Source organism: Thalassotalea sp. ND16A (assembly GCF_000764205.1).
GTDB lineage: Bacteria > Pseudomonadota > Gammaproteobacteria > Enterobacterales > Alteromonadaceae > Thalassotalea_A.
Window position 1 is genome coordinate 1 of the sequence record NZ_JQDZ01000042.1, and the last position, 23,506, is coordinate 23,506.

Consider the following 23,506-nt stretch of genomic DNA (forward strand, 5'->3'; position numbering starts at 1 on the left):
GGTCAAGGGGTCAAGGGGTCAAGGAGTCAAGGGGTCAAGGGGTCAAGGAGTCAAGGAGTCAAGGGGTCAAGGGGTCAAGGGGTCAAGGGGTCAAGGAGTCAAGGGGTCAAGGAGTCAAGGGGTCAAGGAAGGAATTAAGGGAAAAAGTAAGTGGTTTTAATTGTTAATGAGATAAGTAAAAGCGTTTGAAATCTATTTCTCTAATGGAGCATGTCATGCGTTGTCTTGGCATGCCAGCTTCCATAAAAACAGCACCGACAGGATTAAAATGGTGCTTGGCAAAATAGCCAACAGCATCCAATGAACTGTTAATATACACTGCTTTTAAATGATTCAGTCGGGCAATATTGATTAGGGTCTGGATAACTTCTTGACCAACAGGGGTATTGCGCTTTGAGATCACCACGCAAATGCGAGAGATCTCACCTTGATTGGTAATTCTGCCGGTAGCTATGGCTTCTTTGGTATCTTCATCTATGACTAATACGTGATAGGCTTGTCTATCATGACAATCAAACTCAACCTCATAAGGAATTCGTCTTTCACAAACGAATACCTTTTCTCGAACAGATTTTAATTGTTGTTTCGCTTGTTTCCAGTCAACTACATTTACTTGATACGACAAAATAATTCTCAACTCTTACAACAACCACTTGTCCCTACTCAAATGTCCAGAGTCCCTTATTTATAACAGTAGTTAACAGTTGCACGTTTTTCAAACAATACAGTGAACTTTTTAAGTTGTCAGAGGTCAAACCTGTCTTGGTTGCCAGCATTCTAGCAAACTCAAGCATGTCATCATCAATCGGGAAACTTTCTCCATTAATAAATAACATATTGTTTTCTGGTTGATTAATTAAAATGCATTTTAATCCCAATACCGGATTAAGTTCTTCACCTTCGGCTAAAATTTCATTAATAAAATCTATGCTCATTGGTTCGGTCGGGATCAATAAATTTAAGGTGTGATGAACTGTGGTTAAATATTTACCCAGAAACTCTTGTATTACACTCGGACTTTGCAGCGCAGAGTTCATAACATTGGTAAGTAAATCTAGATCTGTTGCCGTCAATTGTTCCGGTGTCTTCGTCGCTTGACGTTGGCTATCATCAAACCTTTGTTCAAATAATTGCTGGTCGAGTTGATGATCGGCAAATGCTGAAATCAATTCCTGTGCACTTGGCGCTTGAAATCCAATGGAATAATTCAATGAGTTATCAATTGCTACACCATCATGAGGGTGGTTCGGTGGGATGTAGAGCAGATCACCCGGTTCAGTTATTTCATCAATAATCGGCGTAAAACTCGATACTTGCTTTAAGTCTTCGTGCGGAACGACTTCTTTTAAAGTGTCATCGGGTGCACCAACTTGCCAACGACGTTTCCCTTCGCCCTGTATGATAAATACGTCGTACTGATCTAAATGCGGGCCAACACCACCACCAGGAACAGAGAAACTTACCATTACATCGTCTATGCGCCAATTGGGAATAAATCGAAACGGCTCGACTAGGGCGTCGATGCCATCAACCCAATGGTTCGCAGCTTGCACCAGTAACGTCCAGTTGTGTTCACCAAATTCACTGAAATCTTCAAAAGGACCATGTTTCACATCCCATTTTTGTTCCTTGTTGGCAACGATACGCGATTCAATAAAATCTTCCATCGCAAGGCCAGCAAGCTCATTTGCTTCAACAGGATCGACAAAGTCGGTAAATGCCGCTTTGACTAATAATGGTTTTTTTTGCCAATAGCTGGCCAAAAAGGTTTCAGGGGTTAAATCATTCCAGTGAATTGCATCGATCATAAAAGTAAGTACGGGTAAGAAAATATGGGCACTATTGTAGTTGACTGCGTTAGTAGAAACTAGCACTGATTTTGATAACGCAGGTATGTCTATTTCAGAAAAATCCCCAGGCAGAAGGGGTTATGCACTGCCTGCTTAACATTAAATGCCCGAATAGACTTTGTGTCTATTCGGCAGTTAATCGATATGCTGCTACTTGCGGCCAGTTAAATGTCGATAGTTTGGATCACTCCAACACTTTGGTAACTCTTCACCAGACAAGAACATCAAGTCATTTTTATTAAATTCTTCAGGGTCTTGTAACTCTTCACCTGCCTGGTATCTGCCAGTGATGGTAGAGTGAAATAAATTGGTTAAATCACATATATCACTTACATCCACCATATCGCCATTGCCTCTATGTTTTAAAAACATACATACCTCCTATACCATTTTTATTAAGTATAGTAATAAACAGCAAAAAAGGCGCCGTGGCGCCTTTTAAAATGGTGTTCTGCAGCTGATTAAGCTTAGATTTCGTTGATAAACTCAATGGCACGGCCAATATAGCTCGCCGGTGTCATCGCTTTCAACTCATCTTTGGCGCTTTCTGGCATGTCCAAAGTATCAATGAAGGCCCGCATAGATTCGGCATCAACACGTTTACCACGCGTTAATTCTTTAAGTTTTTCATACGGCTTTTCGATGCCGTAACGACGCATCACTGTTTGAATTGGTTCTGCCAATACTTCCCAGTTTTTATCTAGTTCGTCTAATAATGCTTGCTCGTTTACCTGTAACTTGCTGATACCTTTTAACGTCGACTGGTATGAAATTAATGAGTGAGCAAAACCTACCCCTAAGTTACGCAGTACCGTAGAGTCAGTTAAGTCACGTTGCCAGCGTGAAACTGGTAACTTTTGCGCAAGGTGGTTAAGAATCGCGTTAGCAATGCCTAAGTTACCTTCTGAGTTTTCAAAATCAATCGGGTTAACCTTGTGCGGCATGGTTGAAGAGCCAATTTCACCGGCAATGGTTTTTTGTTTGAAGTGACCAAGGGCAATGTAACCCCAAACGTCACGGTCAAAATCAATTAAAATGGTATTAAAACGCGCTACTGCATCGAATAATTCAGCAATGTAATCGTGTGGCTCAATCTGGGTGGTGAATGCATTCCAGGTAACACCTAAAGACGTTACAAAGCTTTCTGAAAACTCGTGCCAGTTAACTTCTGGGTAAGCAGAGATGTGAGCATTGTAGTTACCGACCGCGCCATTGATCTTACCAAGCATTTCAACGTTGGCAATTTGATCGCGTTGACGTTTTAATCGAACGTAAACGTTGGCCATTTCTTTACCCATAGTACTTGGGCTTGCTGGTTGACCATGAGTACGACACATCATCGGCATTGATTGGTACTCTAACGCCAGAGCTTTAATTTCGGCTAAGATTTCATCCATTACCGGTAGCAATACTAGCTCACGCGAGTCGCTAAGCATTAATGCGTGCGATAAGTTGTTAATGTCTTCGGAAGTACAGGCAAAGTGAATGAATTCCGATACTGCATTTAATTCAGGGAACGCGGCAACTTTTTCTTTTAATAAGTACTCAACCGCTTTAACGTCGTGGTTGGTGGTCGCTTCAATTTCTTTTACTCGCGCGGCATCGGCTTCTGAAAAATCACTTACAATGGCATCTAAAGCCGCACTTGCTTCGGCAGAAAAAGCCGGAACTTCAGCGATTTCAGTCGTTTCAGCAAGTTTTTGTAACCAACGTACTTCCACGGTTACGCGGTATTTAATCAGACCAAATTCACTGAATATTGGACGTAAGGCTTTAACTTTACTGCCGTAACGACCATCTACTGGTGAAATTGCACTAATGCTTGAGAGTTCCATAATTGTTCCTAAATAATATAAGTTTTAGTAATTAAAGGTTCTAATACCAAGTTGACCAATTAATTAGTCAACTTGGTATAGTAATTTGCTTAAATTTGTTTCAAAAATTCTTGGGCTGTAACCACAATCTTACGACGGTTAAATAAAATCGTTCGACGTTTACCGCCCATTTGTCGCCATAATACGGTAGCTCGCACGCCCGAAAGTAACAAGGAGCGTATCCGGTGCTGATTGCCTACTTGTTTTAAAATGTCTGGTTCGCCAGCGATTTGTATTTTAGCGGCTAATGGGCTGATGATGTCGGTATAAATACTGGCCATCGAATTCAGCATGTTTACGCTATCCAAATCATAATGATCGAGTTGACGTTTACATTGTTCAATCCTGGCCCCCAGTTCCGCTAATGTTTGCGACTTACTTTTTAAGCGTCTTTCTAAATTTAATAAACTGACAATGTAACGAGTAAGTTCAGGATCTTTTTTCGGATTGTTATCGCCAAGTTGTGCAACAATCATTAACAAACCATCTTTTAAGTTGGCCAGATCATTACCATAAACATCCAGGGGATTGGCCGGATTTGTATTGGTAATGCTGCTCAGCATTAGTTTTAGCAACTCGTCATCGCAGTGGTTTTTTCTGGCAATGCCCTGAACCATAAACGCTGCCTGACAAATTGCAGCAAAAGTTAGGGTTTGATCTTTTATGCTCATAGTTATTACTTGTTCGCTTTTACTTAACGGATCAGGGTGTCGATAATGCCACCACCTAAACAAACTTCATCTTGATAAAACACCACAGACTGTCCTGGTGTCACTGAACTTTGTTGCTCTAAAAACATAATTTGATAATTATCGTCATCGATACGGCTAATTTTACAGGCAACATCCTGTTGGCGGTAACGGGTTTTCACTGTACATTCAATGCTACTGCCAATGGCAAACTGCGAACGGTTAACCCAATGTAATTGTGAGGCAACTAAGCCTTTCGAAAACAGGCGAGGGTGCTTGTTGCCCTGACCAACAATCAGCACATTGCGTTTCATGTCTTTATCAACGACGTACCAGGGCGCTTCACCCGCATCTTTCAAACCGCCAATATGCAAGCCTTTTCGCTGGCCCAGGGTGTGATACATCAATCCTTCGTGTTTGCCAACTTCAACACCTTCGGCAGTTTCAATAATGCCGGGTTGCGCCGGCAAATAACGGCCAAGAAAATCTTTGAATTTACGTTCACCAATAAAACAAATGCCGGTGGAGTCTTTTTTATTATGAGTGATCAAACCTTCGCGCTCAGCAATGGCTCTTACTTGCGGTTTTTCAATGTTGCCGACAGGGAATAGGGTTTGGCCTACTTGCTTATGACTCAGGGTGTATAAAAAGTAGCTTTGATCTTTGTTAGCGTCTAAACCACGTAACATCGCAAACTTGCCATCATCATCTTCACGGCGCTGTACATAATGGCCGGTAGCAATATAATCGGCACCTAAATCTTCACAGGCAAATTCAAGAAAGGCTTTAAATTTGATTTCTTTATTACACATGATATCCGGGTTTGGGGTACGGCCGGCTTTGTATTCCTCTAAGAAATATTCAAACACATTGTCCCAGTATTCAGCGGCAAAGTTGATGGTGTGTAACTCAATTCCCAGTTTGTCACATACCGCTTGCGCATCTTTAAGATCATCTGCCGCAGCACAATATTCATCGTCATCGTCTTCTTCCCAGTTTTTCATGAAAAGACCTTCAACCTGATAGCCTTGCTCTAACAGCAAGTAAGCAGATACCGATGAATCTACGCCGCCAGACATGCCAACAATGACTCTTTTATCTTGGTTCGCCGCGTTATTTGAAGTGTGGTGTACAGTACTCAAGGACAGTAAATTCCCAGCAGGTGTAAAAATGGCGCAAATTGTAGCATGATTTACTAACGGTGACAGTAAAATTATTGCTTAACTTCTTATAACTTATATGGGCTTTTTAACTTTAAGTAATATTCGAATTTAGTATGGATAACGGGTAGTTATTGCCGGCCAGGAAATCATTCAGACATTGCATCACCAAAGGGCTGCGAATTTGCTCCGCTTTTTTTAACAGTTCTTCTTTGGTTAACCATAACGCTTGAATTATATCACTGTCATTTGGGCTGGTTGGTGCCAATGAATCGAGCTCGGTAACAAAACAAAACCTGAGGAAATACAGCTTTAATGGCTCACTATAATGATAGTAAATACCGCTAATGTAATCTGGCATTACCGTTAACCCGGTTTCCTCAAAAACTTCACGTTGATAGGCACATATCAGGTTTTCACCGGCTTCGATGTGACCGGCCGGTTGGTTATAAACGGTTTTGCCATCGTCAATTTCTTCGACAATCAAAAATTTATCCTGATGGTAGATGATTCCGGCGACCGTAGTATTTGGTTTAAATTGCTCGGTCATAATTGCTTCAACTCATTGCTTAACAGCCGATATTGGCCTGGTTGTAAGTCAGTTAATTGGTATTGGCCAACTGCGGCGCGAATTAGGCGCAAAGTAGGGTGGCCGACATGGGCCGTCATTCGTCTTACTTGTCTGTTTTTACCTTCGGATATGATTATCTCAAGCCAGGTGGTAGGGATGTTTTTACGCTCTCTGATTGGTGGTACACGTGGCCACACATTGGGCTCGGCCATTACCTTGACTTTCGCTGGCTTGGTCATGCCATCTTTGAGTTCTACCCCCCGATTTAACGCTGTTACCGCGGCTTCGCTCGGCTGGCCTTCAACTTGTACCCAATATACTTTACGTTTATTGTTTTTCGGATTGGCTAATTGGTGTTGCAGCATCCCATCGTTAGTTAATACCAATAATCCTTCAGAATCTTTGTCTAATCGGCCAGCCGCATAAACATCAGGTACATCAATGTAATCCTTTAAGGTTTTGCGCTGTTGATCGTCAGTAAACTGAGTGAGGACATCGAAAGGTTTATTAAATAGCAAGATCACTTGTACTGCTGGTTTTTGCTTAATGGAGTTATCATTACCCCCTTGCTTGCTATTTTTTTTATGTTGCCAGGGCTTAGCTGCCGAGCGACTACGGACACTGGTGTTTCTGTGCTTGCTGGAACTTCTGGTGTTAGGCTTATTTGGCAAATTAGACTCGTTTGTTATCCGTTAAAATTTAGTTATTTAAATCACTAATAGTAAGTATTCAACAGATGAATGGCAAAAGCCTGCCGTTCACCTGTATCCGACTATTTTAATCAATGTCATGCTGATATACTACAGCCCGTTTAGAATAAGTACTCCGTTAATTCTATTAGATTTAATGAGCAAAGGTAAGTAATACCAAATTGAACAATTCACTGATCAAATTGGTATGAATTTACGCACTCAGCTAGGTAAATTTAATAAGTCTAGATTAACAATAAATTTACGCCACAGTGAATCGTGGCGAGCATAAAATAGGAAATACAATGACCACTGATAATTCAAAAATCATTTATACCATTACTGATGAAGCACCTGCTTTAGCAACCCATTCATTTTTACCTATCGTAGAAGCTTACACTGCTCCTGCCGGTATTGAAGTGACCACTAAAGATATTTCTTTAGCAGGCCGTATCATTGCTAATTTCCCTGAGTTTTTAACCGAAGAGCAACGCATCGGTGATGCTTTAGCAGAACTTGGTACCTTAGCGAAAACGCCAGAAGCGAACATCATCAAGTTACCAAATGTCAGTGCGTCGATCCCACAATTACAAGCGGCTATCAAAGAGTTGCAAGCGAAAGGTTATGCTTTACCTGACTTCCCTGAAGAAGCGCAAAACGATAAAGAAGCGGCGATTAAAGCTCAGTATTCAAAAGTTTTAGGCTCTGCAGTAAACCCGGTATTGCGTGAAGGTAACTCTGACCGTCGTGCTCCTGGTTCAGTTAAACAATACGCTCGTAACAATCCACATTCAATGGGCGTATGGTCAAGCGACTCAAAATCTCATGTTGCTAGCATGACTGAAGGCGACTTTTACGGTAGCGAGCAATCAGTAACGATTGAAAAAGCAACGTCGGTAAACATTGAGTTAACCGATGAAGCAGGTCAGGTTAGCGTTCTTAAACAAGGTTTAGCGCTGTTAGATGGCGAAGTGATCGACTCTTCATGTTTAACCGTGAGTAAGTTACGTACCTTCTTAGCCGAGCAAATTGCTGTTGCGAAAGAGCAAGGTATTCTATTCTCTTTACACATGAAAGCAACGATGATGAAGGTTTCTGACCCTATTATCTTTGGTCACTGTGTGCAAGTATTCTATGCTGATGTATTTGCTAAATACGGTGAGTTATTTGAAGAACTTGGTGTTGATACTAAAAACGGTATTGGCGATGTATACGCGAAAATCGCTAGCCTTCCAGCGGACAAGCAAGCTGAAATCAATGCAGCATTTTCTGACGTTTACGCCAATAGCCCAGACTTAGCTATGGTTAACTCGGATAAAGGTATCACTAACCTACATGTACCTTCAGATGTGATCATCGATGCTTCAATGCCGGCAATGATCCGCTCTTCTGGTTGTATGTGGAACAAAAACGACGCATTACAAGATACCATTGCTGTTATCCCTGATCGTTGTTATGCCGGTGTTTACCAGGAAACCATTGATTTTTGTAAAAAACATGGTGCTTTTGACCCTACAACTATGGGCAGTGTGCCAAACGTTGGTCTTATGGCGCAAAAAGCTGAAGAATACGGTTCACATGACAAAACGTTCGAAATTGCTGCCAATGGTACAGTTCGTGTAGTTGACGCAGCGGGTACGGTATTAATGCAACATAATGTTGAAGCTGGCGATATCTGGAGAATGTGTCAGGTTAAAGATGCACCAATTCAAGATTGGGTTAAGCTTGCGGTTAACCGTGCTCGTGCTACCGGTAACCCGGCAGTATTCTGGTTAGATGCTAACCGCGCACATGACGCACAAATTATTAAGAAAGTGGAAGCTTACTTACCAAATCACGATACTTCTGGTTTAGAGATCAGCATTTTACCTATGGTTGAAGCAACTCGTTTCTCCTTAGAGCGTATCAAACAAGGTAAAGACACTATTTCTGTTACCGGTAACGTTTTACGTGATTACTTAACCGATTTATTCCCAATTTTAGAATTAGGAACGTCAGCGAAAATGCTTTCTGTTGTGCCATTAATGAACGGCGGTGGTTTGTTTGAAACTGGTGCTGGTGGCTCTGCGCCTAAGCACGTTCAACAGTTTGAACAAGAAAACTACTTACGTTGGGATTCATTAGGTGAGTTCTTGGCACTAGCGGCATCGCTTGAACACTTAAGCGGTTTTGCCAGCAATCCAAAAGCACAAGTTTTAGCCGATACCCTTGATTCGGCAACCGCCACTTTCCTTGCGGAAAACAAGTCTCCGGCTCGTCGTGTTGGTCAAATTGATAACCGTGGTTCTCATTTCTACCTTGCTATGTACTGGGCACAAGAGCTTGCTGCGCAAGATAACGATGCTGAATTAAAAGCGAAATTTGCGGCTCTTGCGGCAACGTTAACAGAAAACGAAACCAAGATTGTTGATGAATTAAACTCGGCGCAAGGCGTTGAAAATCAACTTGGTGGTTACTACCAACCAGTTGCTGAGTTAGCGGCAACAGCGATGCGTCCTAGTGCGACATTAAATGCAGCATTAAGCGCATTATAATTATTGTTAAGCAATAAATAAGTATAAAATAACAGCCACATACAGCAATGTATGTGGCTTTTTTAGCTTCTAGCTTCTAGCTTTTAGCTTTTAGCTTCTAGCTTCTAGCAACGAGCTACTGGCTGTGTATTTGATGAATTCACCTTCGTGTAACAATATCAACTCTGCCCGTAGCCCGTAGCCAGTATCCCGTTGCGATTATTATTTTGTATAGGAACATACTAATCCTGCGGCAGGCAGGGATTGCCTGTCGAGAGGATTTGTGGACGAGAGCGATAACAATGATTTATGTTGTCGTTAAGATTTAGACGGAAAGGACAGCATAAATTATTTTGTTATTTACTGTTGGCGCAAAAAAACATCGCGGTATTTCCAGCACCTAATTTGTCGTAGTTGCGGCTATTCGATCTCTTTGGGAGTTATGCTTGCTGCATGATGCCCTTTGGGCCCTTGGTTAAGCTCATAATCAACAATCTGACCTGCCTTTAATGTACGATAACCGTCCATTTGAATGGTCGAGTAGTGAGCAAAAATATCTTCACCACCTTCTTCTGGACAAATAAAACCAAAGCCTTTGGCGTTGTTAAACCATTTCACAGTGCCGTTTGCCATATGTCATACTTCCTTCTCTATGATTCGGTATTTTGTTATATTTATGTACTCAACCATATTTACACCAATTTGATTAAGTTTTTATTTTTTCAAAATAGTATATTTTTTGTGTCAAAAATTAGTCACTTATAAAAATTTAGATAATTACAGCAAATAGTCAAGGTAAATCGTTGGTTTTTTTTACATTTTTTTACGAAAAGAGTTCTGCAGAACGTCAAGTTAAGGCTATTATTTAAGTATGGGCAAGATAAACGAAGAGATTGAAGGCGGCCAAACGACGCTGGAAGAGGTAAAGGATAAAGTTCAGCGTCCATCCATGTACCGGGTCATTTTATTAAATGATGATTACACCCCAATGGACTTTGTGGTTGACGTGTTAAGCCGATTTTTTCAAATGAATACTGACCAAGCGACACAAATTATGCTAACAATACATTATAAGGGTAAAGCAAGTTGCGGAATTTTCAGTGCAGGAATAGCCGAAACTAAAGTCGCTATGGTTAGCCATTATGCGAAAGAGCACGAGCATCCCTTAATGTGTACCATGGAAAAGGTATAAAACAGGTATAGAAAAAGTAGTGATAAGTAATTTAAATTTTCAGGAGTGTGCCTATGTTAAATAAGGATTTAGAGATTTCATTGAATTTAGCTTTTCGTCAGGCGAAGGATTCACGCCATGAATTTATGACGGTAGAGCATTTGTTGTTGGCATTGCTTGAAAACCCCGAAGCCATTGATGCAATCAATGCCTGTGGTGGTGATTTGACCAAATTAAAAATGGAGCTTCTTAATTTCATTGGTGAAACAACCCCGGTAATTCCCCAGGGGGACGAAGACAGAGAGACACAACCAACGTTAGGGTTTCAACGGGTATTGCAACGCGCAGTTTTTCATGTTCAGTCTTCGGGGAAGACTGAAGTCAATGGTGCCAATGTCTTGGTGGCCATTTTCAGCGAGCAAGAGTCGCAAGCGGCTTACTTTTTGAAAAAATCAGACATTACCCGCCTGGATATTGTCAATTATATTTCCCACGGTATTGCTAAAAATTTGCAACCGGAAGAATTGAATCCTGGTTTAGAGCAACCGGTAAATACCGAAGATGAGTCGAAAAACCTTGAAGCCTATGCGGATAATTTAAATGCCACAGCGTTGAAAGGCGAAATAGACCCGATGATAGGTCGTAATGCGGAATTAAATCGGGCCATACAAGTGCTTAGCCGCAGAAGAAAAAATAACCCTTTGTTTGTCGGTGAAGCCGGGGTTGGTAAAACCGCCATTGCCGAAGGCCTGGCAAAACTTATCGTTGAGAACAAAGCACCCGAGGTGCTAGCCGATGCCACCATTTATTCGCTTGATATGGGCGCATTGCTCGCCGGTACAAAATACCGCGGTGATTTTGAAAAACGGTTTAAATCGTTATTAAAAGAGTTAGAAAAAGACAAGCACGCCATTTTATTTATCGATGAAATTCACACCATAATTGGTGCCGGTGCCGCTTCAGGCGGGATGATGGATGCCTCGAACTTAATTAAACCGTTATTATCTTCCGGTAAATTACGTTGTATGGGCTCAACCACATTCCAGGAATTTAAAACCATATTTGAAAAAGACCGGGCACTGGCTCGTCGCTTTCAAAAAATTGATATTCATGAGCCCAGCATTGATGAAACCACCAAAATTTTGGTTGGTTTAAAAGATAGATATGAATCGTATCACGGGGTGAAATATACCAATAAAGCGTTACGAGCAGCGGCAGAATTATCGGCAAAATACATCAACGACAGATTCTTACCGGATAAAGCCATTGATGTGATTGACGAAGCCGGTGCTAAGCAGCAGCTGGTAACATCATCAAAACGCAAGAAAGTGATCAATATCGGCGATGTCGAAGCTGTGGTAGCAAGTATTGCCCGCATTCCAGAAAAGTCAGTGTCATCGACCGAAAAAGATAACCTGATGAATATTGACAGAAACCTGAAAATGGTAGTGTTTGGTCAAGACGAAGCGATAGACGGTTTAACCTCAGTAATTCGTTTAGGTCGAGCCGGACTTGGTGCGGAAGAAAAGCCAATTGGCTCGTTTTTATTTTCTGGCCCTACCGGGGTTGGTAAAACGGAAGTTACTCAGCAATTAGCTAAGCAACTGGGGGTCGAGTTATTGCGCTTTGACATGTCTGAGTACATGGAAAAACATGCCGTCAGTCGCTTAATTGGTGCCCCTCCTGGTTATGTTGGCTTTGAGCAGGGTGGTTTATTAACCGATGCGGTGATTAAACATCCACACTCAGTGGTGTTGCTCGATGAAATCGAAAAAGCACACACCGATGTTTACAACATACTGTTACAAGTTATGGATCATGGTACCTTAACCGACAATAATGGTCGTAAAGCCGATTTTAGAAACGTGGTAGTGGTATTAACCACCAACGCTGGTGTACAAGAAACGCAACGTCAGTCTATCGGTTTTAAACAACAAGATCACAGTTTTGATGCGATGAGTGAAATAAATCGCGTATTCTCGCCTGAATTTAGAAACCGTCTCGATTCTATCGTCTGGTTCAATCACTTAGAAGGCGAGGTGATTGAACAAGTCGTGGACAAGTTTATCGTCGAGTTGCAAGTTCAACTAGATAACAAAGGTGTGTCTTTAGAGGTCAGCAAAACAGCTAGGATATGGTTAGCTGAGCATGGCTACGATAAGACGATGGGGGCAAGGCCTATGGCAAGGCTTATCCAGGAAAAACTGAAAAAACCGCTGGCCAATGAATTACTGTTTGGTGATTTAATGCAAGGTGGTATTGCCAAAGTTGATGTTGGTGGTAAAGATAAAGACTTGCAGTTAACTTATGAGAAAAAACAGGAATTAGTCTCTCATTAAACTCAGTGAGAATTTTACCTGGTAGTTAAAGTGATTAAACGGGCATCATACCAATGGCAGATGCCCGTTTTTATTTAATTTTATTTAATTTTATTTAATTGTTAAATCGTTATGGCGGTAATTTTAAAATCTAGGTTAACATGTCCACACTGTGGTTATAGCAAAACCGAAACCATGCCAACCAATGCCTGTCTGTATTTCTATCAATGCTGCGGGTGTAACACAGTATTTAAACCGTTAAAAGGGGATTGCTGTGTATTTTGTTCCTACGGCAACGTTAAATGCCCGCCAGTTCAGCAGGGCATTGATTGCTGCCATTAGCTATTAATTGCTTAAAACCACTGCTGAGTCAGACTGTTTGAGCGCATTTTCATGCCAATATTGCCAGTGCATATGCAATACATCTTCCTCTAAGTAAGACGGCTGTAAATAGTCTTTATAGGTATAACGGTAAAATTGGCGGGGCTTATTTGAGTTTACTTCCTGCTCTATCGCAATATAGCCATCATTATGCTTTGTTAGCCATTGGCTAAATTCGTCATTGAAATTTTTACCCGATTCATGAAGCAAGTCTTTATAGCCTTTAAAGAAGTCGGTTTTTAAGTAATGCGCCATTTGATGATATTCAACTCGATGATTTTCATACATAAACCTAACTGCCAGATAACTCCATCGGTAGATCCTGTCGACACCATCTTTATATTCAGTGTTAAAAACATCGAGCAAACTTGGCCACTCTTTCGGCTCAGTTTCATGCAACAATTTAAACGTTCTTGGGTTGCTATCTTCTTTAGAAATATATTCCGCTAAGCCTTCTGACCACCAGACTAAATTGCCAGGGAAATGATTAAAGGTATCGTATTTAACAAAGCGGCCATCGAGGTAATGAACAAATTCATGATTTAAGTTCCACACTGCAAACTCAGGACGCGCCCAAAAATGTTCAAACGAGTAAAAGGTCGCTTCATTGTCAGGGTCTTGAGTGGTACCTTCGATATACATGCCGCCATTATCGGTGTTGATATCAAAAATTAATTGGCCATATTTATTGTATTGCGCGGCATCATCAAAAATAACGACCCGCAATTTGTCATTATAATCATTGGCAACTGGCTGATAATTAGTGGCAAGTTTGTGGTGGAAATTCTTTTCTTGTGAGATTAATTGCTGACACGACTCAGTTAACTGGTCGTTGCTCATCTGTTGCGTCAAAATATAAATTCTTGCTGAACAATCATGCTTGATTGGTAATGCTTGTTCAATGGTTGGCGCAATACAACGGCCTTGCAAGGTGCCTTCTTCACACTCCGATTTTCCTCGAAAGCTGGTAACCACATAGGGAACACTGAATAATTCTTTGATTTGTTGCAAAGACTCAGCGTTTTTAGCATCACGGTTTGCCGCGGTCAGGGCCGTCCAAATTGTGTCATCGAGACTGTCCATCGAAGTTTCACTGGCTAAGGTTACTTTATCATCGTCCAATTGCTGTTGCTGTTGCTGTTCCTCTGAACGTAGGTAGTACTCATTCCAATATTGTTTATTATACAGGTTATAGTATTGAGCTAATGCCCAAAGCGCATGTTTTTTCGGCCAGTTGTCATTGTAGCGAATGGCATTTTTTGCCGTTAAAAATTCAGTCAGCGCTTGTTGTAATTCGCCGCTGCCATGTATTGCCATGGTAAATGCTTGTGCATTTTTTCGACGCGCCTCATAAGGCAAAATTGCCCCGGCTCTAATCACTTCCCATAACGCATAATCAATGGCTTTGTCACCCGCTAAATCAGCATTGGCATATAAATTAATTAACCTGGCTAACGGCTTTACATGATCAGCCGTCTTATCTTGTAAAGCTTTTAAAAAATACAATCGATATAAAGCAACGGCATAGTTCTCATGCAAACGAGCAGTTGTTGCATTGATATCGTAAAACCCTGGCATGTTTTGCAAATTGATCAAAGCGTCATTTACTGTTGTTGCGGTACCTTCAACCCAGTTCTCATCAGGACCAAAACTGCTAAAAATGCGCAGGTAATAGGTGAGTTTATCCAGAGGGGCGCTGTTTAAATTTCCAGCTAACGATTCTGCTGTAATTGCCTCTGCTACATCCTTTAATAAGCCCGTTTGATAATGATCGAATTGCTGATCCCATAGTTGCTCAACATCCGTGTTCAAAATATTTAGCACAGCCTTAGAGTATTCTGCTTGCGTTGAAGCCTTAGTGTGCGGCTCTGTCGAACGGAGGGAACTACACCCTAAAATTATGATGGTGGAAATTGCAACTAAGGTGGTAGTTACTTTGCTGTTCATATAGATATGCCTACAGATTAAATTTAAAATAGCCGCCTCTTGCATACAATATACTTTTAGTACGAATGAATGCAACAGTTATTGGACGAGTAGCTGTTGTTAAAATTCGCGGTTGATTTTTAATTTAAATATAATATACTCGGCTATAGTATATTGTATACAATGCGCTGATGTTACTTGGTATAACTAAAGTACTTTTGTAATTAACGGTAATGTCGTTTCCTCTCCAGTAGCCTTTAGCTGGTAGTAGGGCATGTAATAGCAACAAGAGACGTTTATGAATAAGACTGAGAAAAGCAATAATCTACCACCACAGACGAACAAAAAACGACACGCATTTAGCCTGAATTTCTACGTTGCCAATAGCATGGAAATATTTGAGCGACTCGCCTGGTACGGTTTTTTTACTTTATCTTCATTATATATGACCAGCCCTGCCATACAGGGTGGTTTAGCTTTTTCAGATCAACAGCGCGGTCTACTACAAGGCATGGTGCCGTTTTTATTGTATTTATTGCCGGTGATCACCGGGGCTTTAGCCGATAGTTATGGCTACCGACGAATGTTCATCATATCGTTTTTAATTATGTGTCCATCTTATTACCTGCTTGGTCAAGTATCCTCTTTTTGGCCGTTCTGTGCCGTGTTTATCTTAGTCGCCATTGGCGCGGCCTGTTTTAAACCGGTTGTGGTTGGTACCGTGGCGAAAGTGACCAATGACTCCAATCGCGGTTTAGGATTTGGTATCTTCTATACCATGGTAAATGTTGGCGGCTTTTTAGGACCGCTAGTTGCTGGTTACGTACGAGTGATCGGCTGGGATATGGTTTTTATCATGTCATCGTTATGGATTGCACTGAATTTGCTGCCAGCAATATTTTTATATAAAGAACCCGAAAATGAAGCTTCAGCATTGACAAAAAGCTCACTCACGCAAGTCCTTAAACAAGCACAAATGGTGTTAGGTAATGGCCGTTTTGCATTATTGGTAACGCCAATGATTTTGGGCTTGATGATAGCAGGTACTGGCGCCATAACGTATCAGCAATATCTCTTATCGGCTGCAATTTGGCTGTTCTGTAATCTGCTTTGGGATAAATATTTAACCAGCAGCGTTAGCACGGCCGCAAAGACTACCATTAGCCCATGGTTTAAAACAAAAACCCAAATTGGCAATAAACCGTTTGTCATATACTTACTTATTTTGACCGGTTTTTGGACGATGTATTTGCAGCTATTTGTTACTACGCCGTTATTTATCCGCGATTTCGTCAATACCACAGCCCTGGTAAATTACTTAGAGCAGCTATCACCTCAGTGGCTGGAGTATTTTGCCGGGGTTAATATTGAGCAACTGGCCAGCGCCATCACCCAACAGTTGCACAATAATCCAACCGCAGAGAGTGTTACCACAAACATATCGGCGATATATTTTGACCTGGTCAATTATAAAGTCATGGTGCCAAGGCAAGAAATCATCGCGGGGTTGCACGCGATCGCCGCAAACGATACTACGTCGGCAATAATGGCCGAACAATGGGCCGAAAACTATCGGCAAATTAATCCTGAATACATTGTTAATATCTCATTTGGTTGCATTATTGCCGGTCAAATTATGATCAGCCATTACTGTGCCAAAATAAACCCGTTGCCAGTTATTGTCATCGGCACGGCAATAATCGCCTTGGCGATGCTAATCACCGGTGCCGCCGCAAGTAGTGCCATGTCAGGAGTGATCATCATTATTGCGGTGATTGTTTTTGCTTTTGGAGAAATGATCGCATCGCCTAAATCACAAGAATATGTGGCCACTATTGCACCAAAAGAGCATTCTGCAATGTATATGGGCTATTATTTTGTCTCGATGGCGCTTGGCTTTTTATTTGCCGGACTATTGTCTGGCTGGTCATATGGCTTGCTGGCAAAAACGATGAATCAGCCAATGCTAATGTGGTCACTATTTGCCGGTATTGGTACTTTAACCTGCCTGGCGTTAGTCTGGTTTAACCGGAACTATATAAGATCTGAGAACAACTTTGAAAATTTGGCCGTAGAGAGTGAAGCGACAAGCCAATAATAAACTATATAATTAACAACCATTGCATTCTTAATGTATTTGAAAAGGACCATTATGATAAATATTAGTGCTGAAAAAGTCATCCAAGCATTAGACTATCCACAATTAATCAGCGCCTTGCGACAAGGTTTTGCTGGCGACATTTGTGTACCACAACGCTCACACTTTGATATGGAAAACCCACAGGCGAGCACCGAAACCACGCTTTTGATCATGCCTGCATGGCAAGCCGGTGGATTCGCCGGGGTCAAATTGGTGACAGTAGCACCCGATAACAGTCAAATAAATTTGCCATCAATTCAAGGCAGTTATTTATTGTTTGAGGTGAAAACCGGCCAGCTGCTGTGTACTATGGATGCACCCGCCATTACCGCAAAGCGTACTGCTGCCGCTTCGGCGTTGGCGTCGAGCTTTTTATCGAGAAAAAATTCCAAACACTTGTTAATAGTTGGTACTGGCACCTTAGCACCTGAGTTAATTAAGGCCCACAGCAGTGTCAGAGCGCTGGAAACCGTAACTGTTTGGGGCAGAGACCCAAGCAAGGCACAGGCAGTGATTGAGCAGGTTAAGCATTTAGACCTGAAGTTTAACGTGGTTGATAACCTGGAACAGGCTACCCCTGATGCCGATATTATCAGTTGCGCAACCTTGTCTAAAGAGCCGTTGATTTTTGGAAAGCATCTGGTTGCCGGTCAACATCTGGATATGGTTGGCGCCTACCGACCCAATATGCGTGAAATGGACGATGAATGCTTGCAAAAAGCGAAGATTTTTGTCGATAACGTGCCCGGGGCCACGAAGGAAACCGGTGATATTGCGATCCCGTTACAAAACAAGGTGATCAGTTTAGACGATATCAAAGCCGATTTATTTTCGCTGTGTAAAGCACAAGTACAGTTTCAGCGCAACAAGCAGGACATTACCATCTTTAAATCGGTCGGTCATGCTTTAGAAGATTTAGCCGCAGCTAAATTGGTGTATCAGCATGCGGTCAGCAATGTCGCAGGTTAATTTTTCCACCCTTTCCATAGTAGATAGTGAATATGTCATTATACAAACAACGCAGAGAATTACTGAATCAACAACTTGATCGAAACAGTGTGGTGATCATTGTTGGTAATACGCAAAAAACGCGCAGCAAAAACATTAAATACCATTTTCGTGCTGACAACGATTTGTTTTATTTCAGCGGATTCGCCGAGCCCGATGCCATCGCGGTGTTAAGGCCGGGGCACGAACACCCCTTCGTGCTATTCAACCGCGGAAAAGATGAAGCGGCAGAAATCAACTTTGGCCAAAGGGCCGGTCAGCAAGGGGCAATTCAGCAGTTTCATGCCGATCTGGCCTTTGATGTTTTATCGGTTGAGCAGAATTTACCGCAATTACTCGAACACAGAACGAAAGTATATTACCTAGACGAGCAAGGGCTGTACCAACACCGAATCTTTGACTGGATCAATCAGCAACGCCAAACGACGCCATTCGACAAGATAAAATATCACCGCCAATTGTTACCGTTTGCGCCCATAGTACATAACATGAGAGTGTTAAAGTCGCCGGAAGAAATTGCTAAAATCAAGTTGGCCGTAAAGGCGTCAACACACGCTCATCGAGCTGTTATGAGGCAATTAAAGCCAGGACTTAATGAAGGTCAGCTGGAGGCGACTTTTTTGCGAGAAATCGCCAATCATGGCAGTAAAGAGGTGTGTTATCCATCGATTGTGGCCGGCGGAAATAATGCCTGTTGTCTGCATTACGAAGATAATAATTGCTCATTAGCTGATGGCGATTTACTGCTCATTGATGCTGGGGGTGAATATCAGCACTATTGCAGCGACATTACCAGGACAATGCCGATAAACGGGAAATTCAGTGTAGAGCAAACGCAATTGTATCAATTGGTACTAAATGCCATTGACGAAGCCATTGCCCAACTCAAACCAGGACTGTGTTGGTCGCAAATATACACGACCTGTATGCAGGTTTTGGCACAGGGCTTGATAGACTTAGGCATATTGACCGGCAGCTTTGATGAGGTTTGGCAAAGCGAGAGCTATAAACAGTTTACCATTCACAAAACTGGCCACTTTCTTGGTTTGGATGTGCACGATGTCGGCAGTTATCATGACAATCAGGGACAATGGCTTAAATTGCAGGAAAATATGGTCTTCACCATAGAGCCGGGTATTTATATTCCTCAACATTGCTTAACCGTTGAGGAAAAATGGCGGGGTATTGGCCTCAGGGTGGAAGACGATATCTTGATCACTAAAACCGGCTATGAAAACCTCTCAGCGGCGGTGCCAAGAACCATCAGTGAAATAGAAAGTTTAATGTCCAGCGCTGAAGAGTGATTATTACCTGATCACTAAAACCGGCTATGAAAATCTCTCAGCGGCGGTGCCAAGAACCATCAGTGAAATAGAAAGTTTAATGTCCAGCGCTGAAGAGTGATTATTACCTGATCACTAAAACCGGCTATGAAAACCTCTCAGCGGCGGTGCCAAGAACCATCAGTGAAATAGAAAGTTTGATGGCTGCCGATGATGAGTAATCGTTAAAACATCCATTAGCTTGATTGATTGATTGAAAAAGTTCAGTACCGATATCATGGTACTGAACTTTTTTCCGATTGGCCCTATTGAAATCTTGAGATAGAAAAAGGCTTCAAATCTATGCTGGTGCTTTGTTCCGATATCAGTTGCGCCATCAATTTTGCCGTTTTTGCGCCCCAGGTCAGTCCTAAATGTTGATGTCCAAGCGCCAAATAAACGTTTTCATGTAAAGGTGATTTATCCAATACTGGTAGGGAGTCTGGTAGCGATGGTCTTAAGCCCATCCAGCGATCTTCCTTGTTTTTACTAGGCTCAGCAGTGCTTTTACTGAGTAACGCGTAACTATGCTGTAGCATTTTATCCGCATGTTTGTAGTTTTCTTTGGCTTTAATGCCAGCAAATTCTACGGTGCCGGCCAGACGTAAGCCCTTGCTCATTGGGGTCATAATAAATTTACGCTCAGCTGATGCTACCGGGCGGGTCAGGCTGTGGTTATTACTAAGCATATAGTGATAACCACGTTCCACCTCCATCGGCAATTTTAAATTCAACGGTTTTAGTATCGACTTTGACCAGGCACCCGTAGCGATAACAACGCCATCAAATTGATGACAGAATTGGGCAGTTTTAATATTAACTTTTTGCTTTGCTTCGCTGATGCCGGTAACTTTTTCTTTAATTAAAGTGGCGTTGTTTGCCATAGCCGAATTTGCCAACGCCAGACATAATTCGTAGGGATCGCAGGTATGAGCAACGTCAGGGAAGAATAGTGCGTAATTTACCCGATCTGACAACGTAGGCTCCAATTCAACGAGTTGTTTTTTATCGAGTAACTCAACCTGTACACCACCAGCGAGGTATTTATTAAGATCTTTTTCTATCATCGATAGCGGTGTGTTTTCATACACCAGCAGGCTACCACGGGTTGTTAATAAATGACTGGCATTGGCCTTTGCCAGTAATGGCCGGTAATACTCAATCGCATCTTTATTTAAACTTTGTAATGCTTGATGGTTGTGCTGAAATGGTTTGCTGCGCATATTGCTGATAAATTTTGTCAGCCAGGGCAATGCTTTGAGCATATAGCCGGGTTTAAGCACGATAGGACCTAGTGGGTCGAGCAGCATTTTCGGAATTTGTGGCAAGATAGCGGGATCGGCCAATGGAAACACCTGCTCGGTTGCAAAATGCCCAGCATTGCCATGCGAGCAACCGTTGGCAAAACCCTGATCATCAAAAAATGTCACTCGGTAACCCAACTCTTGTAATTCAAGCCCACAACAAATGCCGACGATACCGGCACCAACAATGGCAAAGTGTTTGTTGTGATTGACTGTTTCTGTTTTATTGGTAGTTTGTTTGTTCATCGTAATAAAAACCCATTTTTAAAGATATCGTCCGGCGTTAATACAAACTCATGTATGCCGGTAATAAAAGCTTGACCGCTTACCCTAGGAATGACCGCTGATTTATCATAGTACTGGCACTGCTGTACGATCTCGACCGTCATTTTGCCACCAACAATACTTTCAATAATTGTCTGGTCGAGATTTAACCCTTCTTTTGCTTGCAGTAGGGCGGCTCTGGCACTTACACCGGTACCGGTTGGTGAGCGGTCTAACTCGCCGTCGGCAAAAATGCATACATGTTTTGAATGGGCCTCTGCTGATATGGTATCGCCAGAGTGAAAAATAACGCCATACAAAAAGCTTAAATCTTTAGCTTCGGGATGGTTGATGCTGTTGTGAGTATTAAGAGTATCGCGTGCGATGATTGCTAGTTTGATCTTACGACCAAAATCAATTAATTGGGCAGTATTATTCCTGCTGCAGCTGATGCCAAGCTCGTCCGCATCAACAAACGCATAATAGGCGCCGCCAAAAGCAATATCGTAGTTTACTTTGCCAATGTCAGCCACGGTTATGGTTTGCGCCAGCGCTTCAACAAAAGCGGGCACATTGTCAAAACTCACTTTTAGCTTTTGCTGTTCATCATGGTAGGCATAAGCACTAATAAGACCTGCTGGAGTATCAATTTTTATGCATTGGCCCGGCTTTGGCATCGCAATCGTGTCAGTTTCAATCAACATTGATACACTGGCGATAATGGCGTGACCACACATACTCGAATAGCCTTCGTTGTGCATAAACAAAATGCCAAACATCGCATCCTTACTACAAGGTTCGGTAAGTATTGCCCCGTACATATCGGCATGACCTCTTGGCTCATACATCAAAAACTGACGATATTGGTCGAAATTATCACTCACATATTGGCGTTTTTCTAACATGCTTGCGCCTTTAATTTCAGGGTAGCCACTAATTACTATCCTTAATGGTTCCCCCTCAGTATGCCCATCTAAAGTTTTTATTGTCCTTATTGTATTGATATTATTAGTTTTTATCTGCATTCATCAGCCCCTAATGTTAACTTTTTGAAAAAGTATCTTGCGAAGAGTTAAAAATTGTATACAATATATTTTAACTTTAGGCCGTTGGCAATCAATATTTCATTAATAGCTGATTGCAAATGCTAACCATAAATTTAGTAAGAGTATAAAGATGAACATAAATTGGCAAGGTGTCTACCCAGCAGTAACCACACAATACTTCGATGACTTATCAATCGACTTTGCTGCGACTCAATATCAATTAAACTAGAGCCAACAGGAACAGGAGAATATAATGATAAAAGGCACCTATAATTGCGTCGACGCTCACACCTGCGGTAATCCGGTGCGGTTGGTAACCTCGGGCCATCCGAATTTGATCGGGCAAACCATGAGTGAAAAACGCCAGGACTTTCTCGCCAACTATGATTGGATCCGCAAAGCATTAATGTTTGAACCTCGTGGGCACGACATGATGTCGGGTGCTTTCTTGTACCCTCCCTGTAGCGAAGAGGCCGATGCCAGTATTTTATTCATTGAAACCTCTGGCTGTTTACCAATGTGTGGCCATGGCACTATTGGCACTGTCAGCGCGGCCCTTGAATGCGGTTATATTAAACCCAAAAATCCGGGTAAATTAGTACTGGACGTTCCTGCAGGGCAAATTCAGGTTGAGTACCAACAGCACCAGGACAAGGTGACTTCGGTTAAATTGTTCAATATTGCCGCCTATTTGGCCCACCAGGACGTAGTGTTAAATATTCCTGGTCTAGGCAATATCACCGTTGATGTCGCTTATGGCGGTAACTACTACGTTATTGTGGAACCACAAGATAATTTTCCTGGCATAGATAAATGGACTGCCGCCGATATTTTGCGCTTCTCACCAATAGTGCGTGAGTATGCCAATAATGCCGTCAGCTGTATTCACCCGGAAGATCCATCAGTGTGTGGTGTCAGCCATGTGCTTTGGACCGGTAAGAGTCAAACTCAAGGATCCGATTCGGCCAACGCCGTGTTTTATGGTGATAAAGCCATCGACCGTTCACCCTGTGGCACTGGCACCAGTGCCCGAATGGCACAACTGTTCGCCAGAGGGAAACTAAAACTGGGTGACAGTTTTATCCATGAGAGCTACATCGGCAGCCAGTTTGTTGGCAAAATTGAGGCGATCACCGAAATCGCTAACGACGACGAAACCATTATTGCAATCAAACCAAGCATTGAGGGTTGGGCCAAAGTATTTGGTAATAACTGCATCACCATAGATGATAATGATCCATATGCGTTTGGTTTTAGTGTTAAATAAAATTTAAAAGACG

General features: G+C 42.1%; 20 protein-coding genes. 8 read left to right on the plus strand and 12 right to left on the minus strand.

Going from position 1 to position 23,506, the window contains the following annotated elements; all coding sequences use genetic code 11:
* Nucleotides 1–163 precede the first annotated feature (163 nt).
* From ND16A_RS12020 to ND16A_RS11985, 8 genes are all read right to left on the minus strand, one after another.
* Nucleotides 164–625, minus strand: a complete 462-nt coding sequence (locus tag ND16A_RS12020) for a GNAT family N-acetyltransferase (protein ID WP_033077058.1) — start codon at nucleotides 623–625, stop codon at nucleotides 164–166.
* A gap of 34 nt (nucleotides 626–659) precedes the next feature.
* Entirely contained in the window at nucleotides 660–1,808 is a 1,149-nt protein-coding gene (locus tag ND16A_RS12015) for a cupin domain-containing protein (protein ID WP_033077059.1), read from the minus strand.
* A gap of 192 nt (nucleotides 1,809–2,000) precedes the next feature.
* A complete protein-coding gene (locus ND16A_RS12010; protein ID WP_033077060.1) occupies nucleotides 2,001–2,222 on the minus strand; it encodes a hypothetical protein in 222 nt (73 codons plus the stop codon).
* A gap of 95 nt (nucleotides 2,223–2,317) precedes the next feature.
* Complete coding sequence (gene purB / locus ND16A_RS12005; protein WP_033077061.1) at nucleotides 2,318–3,685, minus strand: adenylosuccinate lyase; 1,368 nt, start codon at nucleotides 3,683–3,685, stop codon at nucleotides 2,318–2,320.
* An 89-nt stretch (nucleotides 3,686–3,774) separates the two neighbouring features.
* Nucleotides 3,775–4,395 (minus strand): high frequency lysogenization protein HflD, encoded by a 621-nt coding sequence (hflD, locus tag ND16A_RS12000; protein WP_033077062.1) that lies wholly within the window; start codon nucleotides 4,393–4,395, stop codon nucleotides 3,775–3,777.
* Between the two features lie 23 nt (nucleotides 4,396–4,418).
* Complete coding sequence (gene mnmA / locus ND16A_RS11995) at nucleotides 4,419–5,492, minus strand: tRNA 2-thiouridine(34) synthase MnmA (protein WP_052072977.1); 1,074 nt, start codon at nucleotides 5,490–5,492, stop codon at nucleotides 4,419–4,421.
* A gap of 175 nt (nucleotides 5,493–5,667) precedes the next feature.
* The gene (locus tag ND16A_RS11990; RefSeq protein WP_033077063.1) at nucleotides 5,668–6,123 is read right to left on the minus strand and encodes an NUDIX hydrolase; all 456 of its coding nucleotides are present in this window, start codon (nucleotides 6,121–6,123) and stop codon (nucleotides 5,668–5,670) included.
* Nucleotides 6,120–6,815 carry a pseudouridine synthase gene (locus tag ND16A_RS11985; protein WP_033077064.1) on the minus strand — a complete coding sequence of 232 codons (696 nt, stop codon included), beginning with the start codon at nucleotides 6,813–6,815 and terminating at the stop codon, nucleotides 6,120–6,122. The genes ND16A_RS11990 and ND16A_RS11985 overlap by 4 nt, the downstream gene beginning before the upstream one ends.
* A 323-nt stretch (nucleotides 6,816–7,138) precedes the next feature.
* On the opposite strand from ND16A_RS11985, the gene ND16A_RS11980 reads away from it, so the two are divergent.
* Entirely contained in the window at nucleotides 7,139–9,367 is a 2,229-nt protein-coding gene (locus ND16A_RS11980) for an NADP-dependent isocitrate dehydrogenase (protein ID WP_033077065.1), read from the plus strand.
* 399 nt (nucleotides 9,368–9,766) lie between these two features.
* Here ND16A_RS11980 and cspD read toward each other — a convergent pair whose 3' ends face one another.
* Nucleotides 9,767–9,979 carry a cold shock domain-containing protein CspD gene (cspD, locus tag ND16A_RS11975; protein WP_033077066.1) on the minus strand — a complete coding sequence of 71 codons (213 nt, stop codon included), beginning with the start codon at nucleotides 9,977–9,979 and terminating at the stop codon, nucleotides 9,767–9,769.
* A gap of 238 nt (nucleotides 9,980–10,217) precedes the next feature.
* Here cspD and clpS point away from each other — a divergent pair, with 238 nt between their 5' ends.
* The 3 genes from clpS to ND16A_RS21665 all read left to right on the plus strand — a co-directional run bounded on the left by clpS (nucleotide 10,218) and on the right by ND16A_RS21665 (nucleotide 13,177).
* Nucleotides 10,218–10,538 (plus strand): ATP-dependent Clp protease adapter ClpS, encoded by a 321-nt coding sequence (gene clpS / locus ND16A_RS11970; protein ID WP_033077067.1) that lies wholly within the window; start codon nucleotides 10,218–10,220, stop codon nucleotides 10,536–10,538.
* Between the two features lie 53 nt (nucleotides 10,539–10,591).
* Nucleotides 10,592–12,856 carry an ATP-dependent Clp protease ATP-binding subunit ClpA gene (clpA, locus tag ND16A_RS11965; RefSeq protein ID WP_033077068.1) on the plus strand — a complete coding sequence of 755 codons (2,265 nt, stop codon included), beginning with the start codon at nucleotides 10,592–10,594 and terminating at the stop codon, nucleotides 12,854–12,856.
* A gap of 111 nt (nucleotides 12,857–12,967) precedes the next feature.
* Entirely contained in the window at nucleotides 12,968–13,177 is a 210-nt protein-coding gene (locus ND16A_RS21665; protein ID WP_081945520.1) for a GDCCVxC domain-containing (seleno)protein, read from the plus strand.
* 3 nt (nucleotides 13,178–13,180) lie between these two features.
* On the opposite strand, the gene ND16A_RS11960 is transcribed toward ND16A_RS21665, so the two are convergent.
* Nucleotides 13,181–15,163, minus strand: coding sequence for a collagenase (locus tag ND16A_RS11960; protein WP_033077069.1), 1,983 nt, complete (start codon nucleotides 15,161–15,163; stop codon nucleotides 13,181–13,183).
* A gap of 277 nt (nucleotides 15,164–15,440) precedes the next feature.
* Between ND16A_RS11960 and ND16A_RS11955 the strand changes: the two genes are divergently transcribed.
* Genes ND16A_RS11955 through ND16A_RS11945 form a run of 3 tightly spaced genes read left to right on the plus strand, consistent with a single transcriptional unit; the run spans nucleotide 15,441 to nucleotide 19,594 of the window.
* Nucleotides 15,441–17,240, plus strand: a complete 1,800-nt coding sequence (locus ND16A_RS11955; protein WP_081945521.1) for an MFS transporter — start codon at nucleotides 15,441–15,443, stop codon at nucleotides 17,238–17,240.
* A 54-nt stretch (nucleotides 17,241–17,294) separates the two neighbouring features.
* The gene (locus tag ND16A_RS11950; RefSeq protein WP_033077070.1) at nucleotides 17,295–18,251 is read left to right on the plus strand and encodes an ornithine cyclodeaminase family protein; all 957 of its coding nucleotides are present in this window, start codon (nucleotides 17,295–17,297) and stop codon (nucleotides 18,249–18,251) included.
* A gap of 32 nt (nucleotides 18,252–18,283) precedes the next feature.
* Nucleotides 18,284–19,594 carry an aminopeptidase P N-terminal domain-containing protein gene (locus ND16A_RS11945; protein ID WP_033077071.1) on the plus strand — a complete coding sequence of 437 codons (1,311 nt, stop codon included), beginning with the start codon at nucleotides 18,284–18,286 and terminating at the stop codon, nucleotides 19,592–19,594.
* 284 nt (nucleotides 19,595–19,878) lie between these two features.
* Here ND16A_RS11945 and ND16A_RS11940 read toward each other — a convergent pair whose 3' ends face one another.
* Together ND16A_RS11940 and ND16A_RS11935 are read right to left on the minus strand one after the other, a co-directional pair.
* Nucleotides 19,879–21,162 carry an NAD(P)/FAD-dependent oxidoreductase gene (locus ND16A_RS11940; protein WP_033077072.1) on the minus strand — a complete coding sequence of 428 codons (1,284 nt, stop codon included), beginning with the start codon at nucleotides 21,160–21,162 and terminating at the stop codon, nucleotides 19,879–19,881.
* The gene (locus ND16A_RS11935) at nucleotides 21,159–22,205 is read right to left on the minus strand and encodes a proline racemase family protein (protein WP_033077073.1); all 1,047 of its coding nucleotides are present in this window, start codon (nucleotides 22,203–22,205) and stop codon (nucleotides 21,159–21,161) included. The genes ND16A_RS11940 and ND16A_RS11935 overlap by 4 nt, the downstream gene beginning before the upstream one ends.
* 274 nt (nucleotides 22,206–22,479) lie before the next feature.
* Between ND16A_RS11935 and ND16A_RS11930 the strand changes: the two genes are divergently transcribed.
* Nucleotides 22,480–23,493 carry a 4-hydroxyproline epimerase gene (locus tag ND16A_RS11930; protein WP_033077074.1) on the plus strand — a complete coding sequence of 338 codons (1,014 nt, stop codon included), beginning with the start codon at nucleotides 22,480–22,482 and terminating at the stop codon, nucleotides 23,491–23,493.
* Nucleotides 23,494–23,506: the final 13 nt, after the last annotated feature.